The sequence below is a fragment of the Staphylococcus microti genome (assembly GCF_000934465.1).
Taxonomy (GTDB): domain Bacteria; phylum Bacillota; class Bacilli; order Staphylococcales; family Staphylococcaceae; genus Staphylococcus; species Staphylococcus microti.
The window spans coordinates 13,997-27,300 of record NZ_JXWY01000044.1; the positions used below are offsets into that span (position 1 = coordinate 13,997).

Sequence of the window (13,304 nt, forward strand, 5' to 3'; positions counted from 1 at the left end):
CAAGGCTATTTTTTCGGGTTAGTCCATATTATCAAATATTTCTTTTCTCACATGCTTTGTAATCGCAACGCCATAACCCATCTCCTCAACATTGTATTCAAACGTTGATTTGCCAGAATTGTTAAAGGCGTTTGGGAAAATACCGATTAATTCATTGTGTTCGTTCATAATTGGGCTCCCAGAATTTCCTTTTCTCGTAATGCCACTAAAGTAAAACTGTGGTTCGACGGTTGTCGCTTTGTTTAAATAGTAACCTTCTGTCATAAACATTTGATGATTTGGTGTCTTGGCAAGCTTTGGAAAGCGTGACGCAAAATATTTCGGTTGCGGGTAGCCGACAATTTTGATTGGGTCTTTAAAAGCCATAGCTTCAATGCTTTTTTCACTCGCAATCGGCATGGGCGTCATTATGTTGTTCAAGTTTTCATGCGTATGAACGACGGCTAAATCGACACCTTTAATCATATGAACTGAGCGGACTGTAAACGTGTAAGGTGTTTGTATCGGCGACTGCATCGGTTTGAAGCGCAACATACTTGGCTTGGCAGGGCGGTAATTACGTTTGCCCGGCTTCGTCTTTGTATCTTCAACGAGATGATTGTTCGTTAAAAGTGTATGTTCGTCAATCGCCACAGCTGTTCCTGCTGAATCGGTTTGATAATTGATAAAACGACCTACTGAACGATAGGCTTTCGGTATTGGTGAATCAATCGTGTCTACCGTAATAGCTTTGTCATCAATCTTTTGCGCAAGTTTAAAAGCGGTTTTACTTCCAGCTTGTTTTTTATAGGCGTTATTCGTGACATAGGCATCTTGCGGGTCGTTCGTGTCATGTACTTGCACGTTGTCTGGTTGCGAGCGTGTGACAAAGTAGGTAAGAGAAATAATACTAATCAATAACAAAATAATGAGTATTTGTCGTTTTTTCACTGGGTCGTTGACTCCTTATGTATCAAATAATACTTTGTTAATATAGTATAAAGCGACAGAATAAAATGTCAAACAGCACCTGCCAATTTGGGTGCTGTTTGACATCTTAGAACGTAATCAATGATTTAAGTGTATCTGGATCATCATACGATGTGAAAATAATCGTTTTGTCGCGTCCGCGAATATAGCCACTTTTAGATTTATTGCCGATAATAAATGAATTGTTGAAGCGGAACAAATCATATTGATAGTCTTTCAAAATTTGATATAAGTCGTGTACTGAATAGCTTTGACGTTCACGCATCATAAAACGCCCTGTTAGGTTGACAGCGACTGACGGATCTAGGTTGTATTTTTTAATAAATGTCCGTGTATATTTATTTCTATTGGCAAAGTTTTCAAATAACCAATCGGCTAATTCATATAAAACAGATGGATGAGGACTATGTGTGACATGTTTTAATAGCTCATACGTCGTCATCTCTTTACCTGTATAAAATATGTCATTATTGGTACCCCATTCTTTCAGTGCACGCATTGTATTAGGCACATGCTCATTTATCGCATACGTATAATAGATAAGAGGTCCTAAGCCTTCAATCGTCATCGAATGATCCGTATTAACAGCTTTCTCAATGTTGAGTGTTTTGTTATCAACAATAAGATAACTTTGTCCTAGGCGGCACATTTCATCAAATAACTTTGGTTGTTCATATTGTAATGTATTTGACGCCAATGCTTTTGGTAGTTTCTTCGCAAGTTCGGGTAATAGCGTGCCACCACTTGATGACTTCAAAAGGGTGAGTGAGTCTTCATTACATAGAAATTTCAAATCATTTAACATCATATCGGCACTGGCATACCAAGTGATATGTTTTTTCTTTACTTTGTTTACGACAGGGCGCAAATCGCCATCTAAACACAAAATATAATCTGCTTGAGACTCGGCTAAAACTGGCACAAGTTCTTGATGTATGTCTCGAGAATTTTTACCGAGATCATTTATTTTACCAAGTGCGATCACTTTATTCCCTTTGAAAAAGCGTGCTTGTGTATCAAAAGCTTGAATGGCATTAATCATTGCTGGAAGAGAAGCGTTGTGTGTATCATCAAGCAACGTCAACTGATGATTTGGCGTTTCAACAGTTCTCATCTTTAATACTTTAGAAAACGATTGGAAGTCTTTTAAATATTCGCTGTTCATTTTAATATTTAATTTTTTCAATACGAGCAGTGCCGCAAGTGTATTCGAGACCATACCAGAACTGATTGTGTTGAGTTGATAGGTTTGTCGTTGGTTATTATTTATCACACCGAGTTGAAGCTGTCCTTTTTGATATTGTATATACTCGGGGGCAAGGTCTGCATTCGATGAAGTGGCAATGGAGTATGTAAAAACGTGTGGCGTATGTGTCAATGCCTGTTCAATCATATAATCTGCACATAACGTGTCATCATTAATAATCGCTATGTCATTTTCTGTCAGCCCGTTAAATACTCTCGATTTTAAGTGTGCAATATCTTCAATGGATTTGCGGGGCGCCATATGTGCCGCACCAATACCAGTTACAACAGCAATCGTAGGACGTAAATTCAACATCGTATCCTCGAGCGGATCAATAACGTTGAGTGACACTTCGATTACCGCAAAATCTGGATTTTGAGTCAACTTCAGCATATTGATGTAGGCGGCTGCACGCACATTGTTGTTACCGCGTGTTGCTAAAATGTTATAGTCACGTAATAGTGTGGTTATCATCATGCGTGTTGAACTTTTGCCCATAGAACCGGTAATCGCAATAATGGGATTTGTATACTGATTGCGTATGTGAATCGCCAACGTTTTTAAAGCGACGATTGAATCTTCAACAATGATTTGTGGAATAGGATGTTGCAGATTTGTTGCTTCTTTTTCAGAGATAATCAGTCCAATTTCAGCATGAGTAGGGTCGATTAAATCATTGCCATCAGGTGCACCTTTCGTTCTCCCTAAATATTTAGACCAAGTATCTTTATTAGGAGAGAAGTACGCCGTTTGTTTCGATTGGACACGAGAAAAAAACATTTCAAAATCATCAATGACATTATTTTCATTATGCGTACTAATATGAATGGTTTTGCCACCGATAATCGTAGCGATTTCTTTAAGTGTTAACATGAATCTAAAGCTCCTTTGAGATTTATTTTATTCCATATTTTCCAGTACTTCATTTCTAACTGTTTTTATTATTGATATGCCATATCCCATTTCTTCTATGTTGTATTTAAATGTCGAGTTTCCAGTATTATTAAACCCATTTGGAAAAATACCAATCAATTCATTATTTCTATTCATAATGGGACTCCCTGAATTCCCATTTCTAGTAACTGCATTAAAGTAAAATTGTGGTTCGGGTGTCGTTGCTTTATTGAGATAAAATCCTTGGGTTATAAACATTTGATGATTTGGAACGTTTGCTAATTCTGGAAATCGTGATTCGAAATATTTTGGTGTTGGATACCCTACGATGGTAATTGGATCTTTAAATGTCATTGATTCGATACTATTTTCAGAAGCGATAGCCATTGGTTGAATAAAATCGCTTATTTTTTTATTAGTGTGCACAACAGCTAAATCAACACCCCTAATCATATGCACGGATTTTATTGTAAATGTATAAGGTCTGTGATTCGGTGTTTGCATAGGATAAAAGCGTAATTTTTCCGGAGAAGCAGGACGATAATTTCGTGCACCTGGTCTTGTTTTTGAATCCTCTACTAAATGATTATTAGTTAGCAGTGTATAATCTCCTACAACAACTGCAGTGGCAGAAGAGTTAGCAGCACTGTTAACTAATCGACCAATTGACTGATACTGTTTTGGTATTGGATCATTAACCGGACCTATTGTTATTTCGTTATCATCAATACTTTGTGCAAGATTAAAAGCTTCTTCGCTTCCGTATTTCTTTTCATATGCGTTATTTGTGTCATAGGCGTCAGCAAATACTGGATGAGGCATTTGATCAAGTGAAATACATAAAGTGACAAAAGAACAGAGTATAACTTTAAAACATTTCATTTTACTTCCCCCTTTAATAGATAAAAAGAATGTCTTCAAATAAAGTTTGTTTTAAAACTTAATATACAACAAAATTAAAATATCGACAATGTGATTTTTCAAAAGTAAATACGGTCTTCTACAACACGCAACTGTATCCCTATGACGCAATTTGGTATAATAGTCATAATTTGAAAAAGACAATTAGATGAGGTGTGAATTTGAAAACAGGACAAATTATTAAGTCAATTAGTGGCGTGTATCGCGTAGATGTTGATGGGGAACAGTTCGATGCGAAGCCACGAGGATTATTTAGAAAGAAGCAAATAACACCTGTTGTAGGTGATATGGTTGATATAGATTTTGAGACGCACGCATCGGGTTATATTCAGCATGTGCATGAGCGTAAAAATGAACTCAAGCGTCCACCTGTCAGCAATATTGATGTACTGGTTATTGTAATGAGTGCAGTGGAACCAGACTTTTCTACACAATTACTCGATCGTTTTCTAGTTATTGCACATTCGTATGATTTGTCGCCACGCATTGTGATTACGAAAAAAGACTTAACATCGGCGTCACAACAAGCAGAAATTGAGCGATTGCTTGCGATTTATCAAAATATTGGCTATGACACGCAATTTATCGGAAAAGATGATAATGTCCAAGCGGTTTTTAATGACTGGCAACCCGGTATAGCGGTGTTAAGCGGGCAGTCAGGCGTTGGCAAATCGACGTTGTTAAACAGTTATTGTCCCGAATTGGCGCTTGAAACGAATAGCATATCGCAATCGTTAAATCGTGGTCGCCATACGACTCGTCATGTGGAATTGTATCCACGAGCGAATGGATATATTGCCGATACACCGGGCTTTAGTGCGCTTGATTTTGATCATATTGAGAAGCAAGATTTAGATGCTTACTTTATTGAAATCAGTGAAGCAAGTGAACAGTGTAAGTTTCGAGATTGTTCGCATACGAATGAGCCGAAATGCCATGTTAAAGCATTGGTTGAAACAGGGGATATTGCGGACTTTAGATATCAGCATTATGAACAACTACTACAAGAAATTTCTAATCGAAAGGTACGATACTAATGACAAAAATTTTTCCATCTTTATTATCTGCAAATTTTTTAACATTACAAGATGAATTGGTAGCACTTGAAAAAGCAGGCGTTGATGGTGTGCATTTTGACGTGATGGACGGGCAATTTGTTCCGAATATTTCTATTGGTTTTCCAATTTTAGAAGCGGTGCGTCGTGGCACGTCACTACCAATTGATGTGCATCTCATGATCTCAAATCCAGAAGCTTATATTGATGCTTTTTGTAAAAAAGGGGCAGATAAAGTCTCTGTACACGTTGAAGCGACACCACATATTCATCGCGCAATTCAAAAAATCCATGCGCATGGCAAAGAAGCGGGCGTTGTATTAAATCCGGGAACGTCTATCGAAGCAATTCGTCCAATCATTGCAGATGTCGACTTTGTGCTTATTATGTCAGTGAATCCAGGATTTGGTGGGCAAGCGTTTATTCCATCAAGTCTTGATAAAATTCGTGAATTAAAAGCTTTACGTGAATCACAAGGTTTAGCATTTTGCATTGAAGTTGATGGCGGGGTGAATGCTGAAACAGCACAACAAGTGGTTGAAGCCGGGGCGGATTGGCTTGTCGCGGGTTCATACTTTTTCAATCAAGCTGAATACGGTCATGCGGTTGCGACGCTCAAAGGCGAGGCGTAAGTACGATGTCAAAACGTATTCATCTGTTGTGTAGTCATCGAAACATACCTGACGGGCTATTCGAACGTCATCATCATGAAGTTTGGGGTGGCGTCGATCGTGGCACGAAATTATTGTTAGAGCATGACATTCGTCCACTTTTTACGGTTGGGGATTTTGATTCTGTCTCTGATGATGAACGTATGTGGATTGCAGAACAAATTACGATTACGCCTGTCCCTGCTGAAAAAGCAGATACGGACCTTGCCCTAGGTGTCGCGCAAGCGATTGAACGTGGCTATGATGAAATATGTATTTATGGGGCAACAGGCGGTCGTCTCGATCATTTTATGGGGGCGATGCAGTTGTTAAAGGCACCTGCATATCAAGCGTGTCGAATTAAATTAATTGATCAACAAAATGAGATTAGGTTGCTTGCTGAAGGTCAGCATGAAGTGGAAAATGATGTAAACTACCGCTATATTTCATTCGTTCCAGCATCTGATGCTGTCACGTTGTCATTGCACGGTTTCAAATACGATTTAGCACAACAAGTATTAGAAATGGGTTCGACATTAACGATTTCTAATGAGTTTCAACAAGACAAAGCAAAAGTAAAAGTCCATAATGGTATCGTTTATCAAATGCGTAGTCGTGATATATGAACTAAAAGAGGTGGGACGCAAGCGCTGTTCCACCTCTTTAAATACAAAAAAACGAGACTGCCACATATAGTCTCGTTTTGATCTTCATAATATTAAAATTATACGCGTGTTACTTTACCTGATTTTAAAGCACGTGTAGAAACCCAAACTTTTTTAGGTTTGCCATCAACAAGGATTCTCACTTTTTGTAAGTTCGCATTCCAACGACGCTTCGTTGAGTTTAATGCGTGTGAGCGTCTGTTACCAGTTGATGCTTTACGTCCTGTTACGAAACATTCTTTACCCATCATCGTACCTCCTTTAAGAAATACAAATACACTTTGCTACTACATACTAAGGTAATATACCATAATCACAACCTGTGTGCAACAAAAGATATACGTTATTTGATAAATTGCTTTGTGTAACTTCAAGTTTCTGTTATAATTTATTATTGTGATTACATATAAAGTAGTCGAAAGTGACTTATTCGCTTATTCCAACGGGGCATTTTACTCATTATAGTAGCGTACCCATTCGCTACATAGTAAAATAGAACTGATTGTAATAAGTTTTTTAACGAAGGTCTAAGAATAACGTGATTAATTTAGTTAGAATAAGAAACCGTAGGAACTACGGGGATAGCTTGGTAAATAAGAGATACCTCTGTTAGTGAAAAATAAACTATTAAGTACACTCTATTCCCAAGAAGCTCCCACTTCAAGCGTTAAAAACGCTATGTTTAGCTAAGTGGTGAGTAGTTCACCATCTCGAAATATATATTAGCAATATTGATGAAAAAATTTGACATTGAACATAATATAAGAAACACGATTAAGAATAGGAGGCGTTACGATATGGCATTAGAAATTACAAACGATTATGGCAGTATTGATATTTCAAATGAGGTGATCGCTTCTGTAGTAGGCGGTAAAGCAGTCGAATGTTACGGGATTGTCGGCATGGCTTCTCGTCAACAGGTGCGTGACGGTATTGCTGAAATTTTAGGTCATGAGAATTACGCAAAAGGGATTGTTGTAAGAGAAAATGACGGCATTTTAGATGTTGATATGTATATTATCGTAAGCTACGGTGTTAAGATTTCAGAAGTGGCACAGAACGTACAATCAACGGTTAAGTATACGTTAGAACACACACTTAAACTTAAAGTAAACTCAGTTAATATATTCGTACAAGGTGTACGTTTTAACAATGACGGGAACGACAAATAGGAGGACATTCGCATGGTTACGAAGATCAACGGTAATCTATTTGCCGACATGATTATACAAGGGGCTCAAAACTTATCAAACAACGCTGATTTAGTGGATTCATTGAACGTTTATCCAGTACCAGACGGGGATACAGGGACAAATATGAATTTATCAATGACTTCGGGGAAAGAGGAAGTTCAAAATAACCCAACACGTCACATCGGCGACTTAGGGAAGTCATTCTCAAAAGGCTTATTAATGGGTGCACGTGGTAACTCTGGTGTTATTTTGTCACAAATTTTCAGAGGCTTCTCTAAAGCGCTTGAAGAATATGATGAAATTGACGCAAAACAATTTGCACGCAGTTTCGATGCAGGTGTGAAAACAGCGTATAAAGCTGTTATGAAACCTGTTGAAGGAACCATCTTGACTGTCGCAAAAGATGCAGGTCAAGCGGCTGTCGACACGGCTGAAAAAACAGAGGATTGTTTGGAAATTATGACAGCTGTTTATGAAGCGGCTCAAAAATCTTTAGAAAATACACCAAACTTATTACCTGTATTAAAAGAAGTCGGTGTTGTTGACAGTGGTGGTAAAGGTTTAACACTTGTGTACGAAGGTTTCTTGAAAGCAATGAAAGGTGAAACAATCGAAGCACAAACGCCGAAAGTGGATAAAGAAGAATTTTTCAATGATGATCATGATTTCCACGGTGTTATTAATACGGAAGACATCGTATATGGTTACTGTACTGAAATGATGGTGCGCTTCCAATCAGGTAAAGCACCATTTGATGAAGCGATATTCAGAGAAGATATGAGCAAGTTCGGTGACTCACTACTCGTTATTAGTGATGATGAAATCGTCAAAGTTCACGTACATACTGAAACACCGGGTGAAGTTTTCACATTTGGTCAAAAGTACGGTGAATTAATTAAGGTTAAAGCTGAAAATATGCGTGAACAACACCGTGAAGTGTTACGCAAAGAAGGTAAGAAAACTGACAAGCAAGAGACATCAGAACCTAAAGCAGCTGAAAAAGTAGAAACAGCGATTATTACCATTTCAATGGGTGACGGTATTACAGAACTATTCAAATCAATGGGTGCAACACATGTCATTAGCGGTGGTCAAACGATGAACCCATCTACTGAAGATATTGTCAACGTGATTAAAGAAAGTGGTTGTAAACGTGCAATCATCTTACCGAATAACAAAAATATTCAAATGGCAAGCCAACAAGCAGCTGAAATTGTTGACGTGGAAGCTGTGGTTGTACCAACACGTACAGTACCACAAGGCATTGCAGCGATGTTTAGTTATGATCCATCAGCAGCGTTGGAAGACAATGCTGAAGCGATGACTGCGGCGTTAGATGACGTGAAATCAGGTTCAATCACATATGCAGTACGTGATACGAAAATTGATGGCATTAACATTGAAAAAGACGCATACATGGGCTTAGTTGAAGATAAAATTATCGTAAGTGACCGTGATGTTAAAGCAACATTACAACAAACGTTAGAAGCAATGATTGATGAAGACAGTGAGATTTTAACTGTTATTGCTGGTGAAGAAGCAACAGATGAGCAAACAGCATTTATCGAATCATTTGTGGAAGAGCATTTTGAAGATGTTGAAATAGAAATTCAAAATGGTCAACAACCGATTTATCCATACTTATTCTCAGTTGAATAGAACAATATGTGATAACAAGTGGGACAATGAATCTTTTACACGAAAAGATGATTGTCCTGCTTTTTTATGCACGATTTGAAGTATAAAAATGTGCGGGTGTTCATGGATCAAAGTTTGTTTTTGACATAATAGCGCCAGCATTTCAATAAAATAGTTAGAATTGTTATAATAAGGTTATATTTTATTCAAAAAGTACAGGGGGATGATTATGAAGTTTAAAAGTGTGTTCGATATTATCGGTCCAACAATGGTAGGACCTTCATCATCACATACAGCAGGTGCAGTACGCATCGGTCTTGTCGCAAGATCATTATTTGGGGGACAGCCTGCACAAGCGGATATTTATTTGTTTGGTTCATTTATGGAAACGTATAAAGGGCATGGAACAGATGTGGCGTTAGTGGGTGGTTTGCTCGGCTATGATACTGATGATAGTCGTATCGAGTCGAGTCTTGAGACAGCGAAAAACTTGGGCATGCGTGTGAACTTTATTGAAATGTCAGAGGAACGTTCGCATCCAAATACCGCATTAATTGATATGGCAGATGGCGATACATCCATTTCTGTCGAAGGGGTTTCTATTGGTGGCGGTAAAATTGAAATTGTCGCAATTAATGGCTTTCCAATCAATATTAGCGGGAACTATCCAACATTACTTGTGTTTCATAAAGATACGTTTGGCACAATTGGTAAAGTGGCGAATGTGTTAGGAGAACATAGTATCAACGTCGGTAGCATGCACGTTGCACGTAAAGAAAAAGGTGATCAAGCGTTAATGACTTGTGAGCTGGACGAATCGGTTAATACCGAAATTATTGAAGAAATTCGCAAAATACCGGGCATTGTGACGGTATCATTAATGGGAGAAGATTGATTGGAGGGGTAGCATGTTTAAGAGTGTTGAAGAATTAATCGCAAAGTGTGAAGCCGAGCAGAAAGCAATACATGAAGTGATGCTCGAACAAGAAATGTCTGTGACAGGTATGACACGAGAAGAAGTGTATACGCATATGGAACGTAACTTGACTACGATGGAAAACGCGGTTGCCGAGGGGTTAAACGGTGTGACTTCAAAAACAGGTTTAACAGGTGGCGACGCAGTGCTGATGCAACGCTATATTGAAAGTGGTAATGCCTTAGCGGGGAATTTAGTGCTAGATGCGATTAGTAAAGCTGTGGCGACGAATGAAGTCAATGCCGCAATGGGTAAAATTTGTGCCACACCGACTGCGGGGTCTGCAGGTGTGGTGCCGGGTGTACTTTTCGCGTTGAAAGATAAGTTGCAATTGGATCGACAAGGCATGCTAAACTTCTTGTTAACAGCAGGTGCATTTGGTTTTGTTGTCGCAAATAATGCGTCTATTTCAGGTGCAGCAGGCGGTTGCCAAGCGGAAGTGGGATCTGCCAGTGCGATGGCAGCTGCAGCGATTGTTGAAGCAGCAGGTGGTACACCACAACAATCTGCTGAAGGTTTTGCGATTTGTATGAAAAATATGTTAGGTCTTGTCTGTGATCCTGTGGCAGGTCTTGTAGAAGTACCTTGTGTGAAACGTAATGCAGCAGGTGCGTCTAATGCGATTGTATCAGCGGATATGGCGCTAGCGGGTATTTCATCACGCATTCCGACTGATGAAGTGATTGACGCAATGTATCGCATCGGACAAACAATGCCAGTTGCTTTGCGTGAAACAGGACGTGGTGGTCTTGCAGGCACACCAACAGGACAGCGTTTAAAACAACAAATATTTGGTGATTAAACATGACAAAGATAGCGATAATTGAAAACCCTTATGCATTAAAAGATATTAAAGGGTTAGGACCAAAACGCTTAACGTTACTCAATGAAATGAATATTCATACGGTTCAAGATTTAATACTTTACTTGCCTACACGCTATGAAGACAATTCGTTAGTCGATTTAACGCAGGCGGATGATGAATCGGTCGTGACGGTACAAGGCGAAATTTATTCGACGCCGACGGTTGCCTTTCTTGGGCGCAATCGTTCCAAGTTAACCGTGCATATGATGGTTAACGGCATTGCGGTAAAAGTCGTCTTTTTCAATCAACATTATTTAAAAAATAAAGTGCAGTTACATGATACAGTCGTCGTGAAAGGGAAATGGTCACGTCGCAAACAAGAAATTAACGGGCAAAAAATGTTTACGGACCTCGCACAGCTTGCAGATTCGCAGTTTACACCGGTTTATCGTGTGAAAGAGGGCTTGAAACAAAAGACATTGCGTGACATGATTCATGCGACGTTAAAAGATGTGACGATTCATGAATGGTTACCTGAAGATTTGCGTCAAAAGTACAAGTTGGAAACACTACATGATACGTTACACGCACTACATGAAGCGCCTGATCAAACAGCCATCTTAAAAGCACGCCGTACGTTTGCGTTCACCGAATTTTTTATGTTTGAATTGCGCATGCAGTGGTTGAATCGCTTGGAAAAAAGCTCTGATCAAGCCGTTGCCGTGCAATACGATATTGATGCGGTCAAAGCATTTATTGACGACCTGCCGTTTGAACTAACAGACGGACAAAAACAAAGTATTAATGAAATTTTCCGAGACTTGAAAGCACCAATCCGCATGCACCGTTTATTGCAAGGCGATGTTGGATCAGGTAAAACAGTCGTTGCAGCGATTTGTATGTATGCCCTTAAAACAGCCGGATACCAGTCAGCACTTATGGTACCGACTGAAATTTTAGCCGAACAACATGCGGAAAGCTTAGTTGCGCTATTTGGCGACAGAATGCGCGTTGCGTTACTAACGGGTTCAGTGAAAGGGAAAAAACGTGCGCTCTTGCTTGAACAACTTGCGCAGGGCGACATCGACTGCTTAATAGGGACGCACGCATTAATACAAGATGATGTCGTTTTTCATGATGTTGGCCTCGTTATCACCGATGAACAACATCGTTTTGGTGTCGAACAGCGTCAAAAATTACGTGAAAAAGGGGCGTTAAGCAATGTTCTCTTTATGACAGCGACGCCGATTCCACGTACGTTAGCAATTTCAGTTTTTGGCGAAATGGACGTGTCATCAATCAAAAGCATGCCAAAAGGACGTAAGCCGATTCAAACGCATTGGGTAAAACATGAAGGCTACGACCAAGTATTGAGACAAATGGAACAGGAGTTAGCGAAAGGGCGTCAAGCCTATGTCATATCGCCATTAATTGAAAGTTCCGAGCATTTAGAAGATGTTCAAAACGTCATTGCATTATATGAGAACTTACAAATGCAACTGCCAAATCGACGCATCGGTATTTTGCATGGCAAGATGAAGTCGGAAGAAAAAGATGATGTCATGCAACGTTTTAGCGCACATGAACTCGATGTACTTGTGTCAACAACGGTCGTTGAAGTCGGTGTTAACGTGCCGAATGCAACATTTATGATGATTTACGATGCGGATCGTTTTGGATTGTCAACGTTACACCAATTGCGTGGACGTGTGGGCCGAAGTGATCATCAAAGTTATTGTGTGTTGATTGCATCGCCGAAAACTGAGACAGGTATTGAGCGTATGACGATTATGACACAAACAACAGATGGTTTTGAACTGAGTGAACGTGATTTAGAAATGCGTGGGCCGGGGGACTTCTTCGGTGTGAAACAAAGTGGTTTACCAGACTTTTTAATCGCCAACTTAGTTGAAGACTACCGCATGTTAGAAGTTGCACGCGATGAAGCGGCAGAAATGATTCAATCCGAACGCTTTTTTAGCGATGAATTCATTCGATTACGAGAATTTATAGAACGCAATATGTTACATCAAAGCTTTGATTAGGGCACACTACAGAAATCTCAAGCGTTAGCAAAAGATTTTGTCGTAGTCCCCAGCAAGGCTGACTAAGCGTTGAGAGACATCATTAGCATTCGGACACCCATTGTCATTTTTATATTTCTACTAACTTGAGAGGGGATTTAAACTGGACCCTATAGATTAGACACTAAAAAAAGAGTGTCGGTCTATAGGGTTATTTTAATGTATAATTTGAGTAACTACTCTAATGACTGAGAGGTGCAAATTGATG

Annotated in this window: 12 protein-coding genes; 8 read left to right on the forward strand and 4 right to left on the reverse strand. The window is 39.3% G+C overall.

The window, feature by feature from the left end:
- Positions 1-18: 18 nt before the first annotated feature.
- The 3 genes from TP70_RS07850 to TP70_RS07860 all read right to left on the reverse strand — a co-directional run bounded on the left by TP70_RS07850 (position 19) and on the right by TP70_RS07860 (position 3,991).
- Positions 19-930: a trypsin-like serine peptidase gene (locus TP70_RS07850; protein ID WP_044360795.1), complete on the reverse strand. Its 912-nt coding sequence runs from the start codon at positions 928-930 to the stop codon at positions 19-21.
- 106 nt (positions 931-1,036) lie between these two features.
- Positions 1,037-3,088, reverse strand: coding sequence for a Mur ligase family protein (locus tag TP70_RS07855; protein WP_044360796.1), 2,052 nt, complete (start codon positions 3,086-3,088; stop codon positions 1,037-1,039).
- 27 nt (positions 3,089-3,115) lie between these two features.
- Positions 3,116-3,991 (reverse strand): trypsin-like serine peptidase, encoded by an 876-nt coding sequence (locus tag TP70_RS07860; RefSeq protein ID WP_044360797.1) that lies wholly within the window; start codon positions 3,989-3,991, stop codon positions 3,116-3,118.
- A gap of 200 nt (positions 3,992-4,191) precedes the next feature.
- Here TP70_RS07860 and rsgA point away from each other — a divergent pair, with 200 nt between their 5' ends.
- The 3 genes from rsgA to TP70_RS07875 are packed head-to-tail and all read left to right on the forward strand — an operon-like array spanning position 4,192 to position 6,361.
- A complete protein-coding gene (rsgA, locus tag TP70_RS07865) occupies positions 4,192-5,067 on the forward strand; it encodes a ribosome small subunit-dependent GTPase A (RefSeq protein ID WP_044360798.1) in 876 nt (291 codons plus the stop codon).
- Entirely contained in the window at positions 5,067-5,717 is a 651-nt protein-coding gene (gene rpe / locus TP70_RS07870; protein WP_044360799.1) for a ribulose-phosphate 3-epimerase, read from the forward strand. The genes rsgA and rpe overlap by 1 nt, the downstream gene beginning before the upstream one ends.
- 5 nt (positions 5,718-5,722) lie before the next feature.
- Positions 5,723-6,361, forward strand: coding sequence for a thiamine diphosphokinase (locus tag TP70_RS07875; protein ID WP_044360801.1), 639 nt, complete (start codon positions 5,723-5,725; stop codon positions 6,359-6,361).
- A gap of 98 nt (positions 6,362-6,459) precedes the next feature.
- Here the strand turns inward: TP70_RS07875 and rpmB are convergent, their stop codons facing one another.
- Positions 6,460-6,648 carry a 50S ribosomal protein L28 gene (gene rpmB / locus TP70_RS07880; protein ID WP_014614133.1) on the reverse strand — a complete coding sequence of 63 codons (189 nt, stop codon included), beginning with the start codon at positions 6,646-6,648 and terminating at the stop codon, positions 6,460-6,462.
- 549 nt (positions 6,649-7,197) lie between these two features.
- On the opposite strand from rpmB, the gene TP70_RS07885 reads away from it, so the two are divergent.
- The 5 genes from TP70_RS07885 (at position 7,198) to recG (ending at position 13,057) form a co-directional block, all read left to right on the forward strand.
- Positions 7,198-7,572: an Asp23/Gls24 family envelope stress response protein gene (locus TP70_RS07885; RefSeq protein WP_044360802.1), complete on the forward strand. Its 375-nt coding sequence runs from the start codon at positions 7,198-7,200 to the stop codon at positions 7,570-7,572.
- Between the two features lie 12 nt (positions 7,573-7,584).
- Positions 7,585-9,252 carry a fatty acid kinase catalytic subunit FakA gene (fakA, locus tag TP70_RS07890; RefSeq protein WP_044360803.1) on the forward strand — a complete coding sequence of 556 codons (1,668 nt, stop codon included), beginning with the start codon at positions 7,585-7,587 and terminating at the stop codon, positions 9,250-9,252.
- A gap of 208 nt (positions 9,253-9,460) precedes the next feature.
- Entirely contained in the window at positions 9,461-10,126 is a 666-nt protein-coding gene (gene sdaAB / locus TP70_RS07895) for an L-serine ammonia-lyase, iron-sulfur-dependent subunit beta (RefSeq protein WP_044360804.1), read from the forward strand.
- Positions 10,127-10,139: 13 nt separating this feature from the next.
- Positions 10,140-11,009, forward strand: coding sequence for an L-serine ammonia-lyase, iron-sulfur-dependent, subunit alpha (sdaAA, locus tag TP70_RS07900; protein ID WP_044360806.1), 870 nt, complete (start codon positions 10,140-10,142; stop codon positions 11,007-11,009).
- 2 nt (positions 11,010-11,011) lie between these two features.
- Complete coding sequence (gene recG / locus TP70_RS07905) at positions 11,012-13,057, forward strand: ATP-dependent DNA helicase RecG (protein ID WP_044360808.1); 2,046 nt, start codon at positions 11,012-11,014, stop codon at positions 13,055-13,057.
- Positions 13,058-13,304: the final 247 nt, after the last annotated feature.

What these genes read in the sequence shown, in the direction of transcription:
- recG (WP_044360808.1), top strand. Translation starts at nt 11,012, where the DNA reads ATGACAAAGATAGCGATAATTGAAAACCCTTATGCATTAAAAGATATT.
- rpmB (WP_014614133.1), bottom strand. Translation starts at nt 6,648, where the DNA reads ATGGGTAAAGAATGTTTCGTAACAGGACGTAAAGCATCAACTGGTAAC.
- rpe (WP_044360799.1), top strand. Translation starts at nt 5,067, where the DNA reads ATGACAAAAATTTTTCCATCTTTATTATCTGCAAATTTTTTAACATTA.
- TP70_RS07885 (WP_044360802.1), top strand. Translation starts at nt 7,198, where the DNA reads ATGGCATTAGAAATTACAAACGATTATGGCAGTATTGATATTTCAAAT.
- sdaAA (WP_044360806.1), top strand. Translation starts at nt 10,140, where the DNA reads ATGTTTAAGAGTGTTGAAGAATTAATCGCAAAGTGTGAAGCCGAGCAG.
- fakA (WP_044360803.1), top strand. Translation starts at nt 7,585, where the DNA reads ATGGTTACGAAGATCAACGGTAATCTATTTGCCGACATGATTATACAA.
- TP70_RS07875 (WP_044360801.1), top strand. Translation starts at nt 5,723, where the DNA reads ATGTCAAAACGTATTCATCTGTTGTGTAGTCATCGAAACATACCTGAC.
- TP70_RS07860 (WP_044360797.1), bottom strand. Translation starts at nt 3,991, where the DNA reads ATGAAATGTTTTAAAGTTATACTCTGTTCTTTTGTCACTTTATGTATT.
- TP70_RS07855 (WP_044360796.1), bottom strand. Translation starts at nt 3,088, where the DNA reads ATGTTAACACTTAAAGAAATCGCTACGATTATCGGTGGCAAAACCATT.
- sdaAB (WP_044360804.1), top strand. Translation starts at nt 9,461, where the DNA reads ATGAAGTTTAAAAGTGTGTTCGATATTATCGGTCCAACAATGGTAGGA.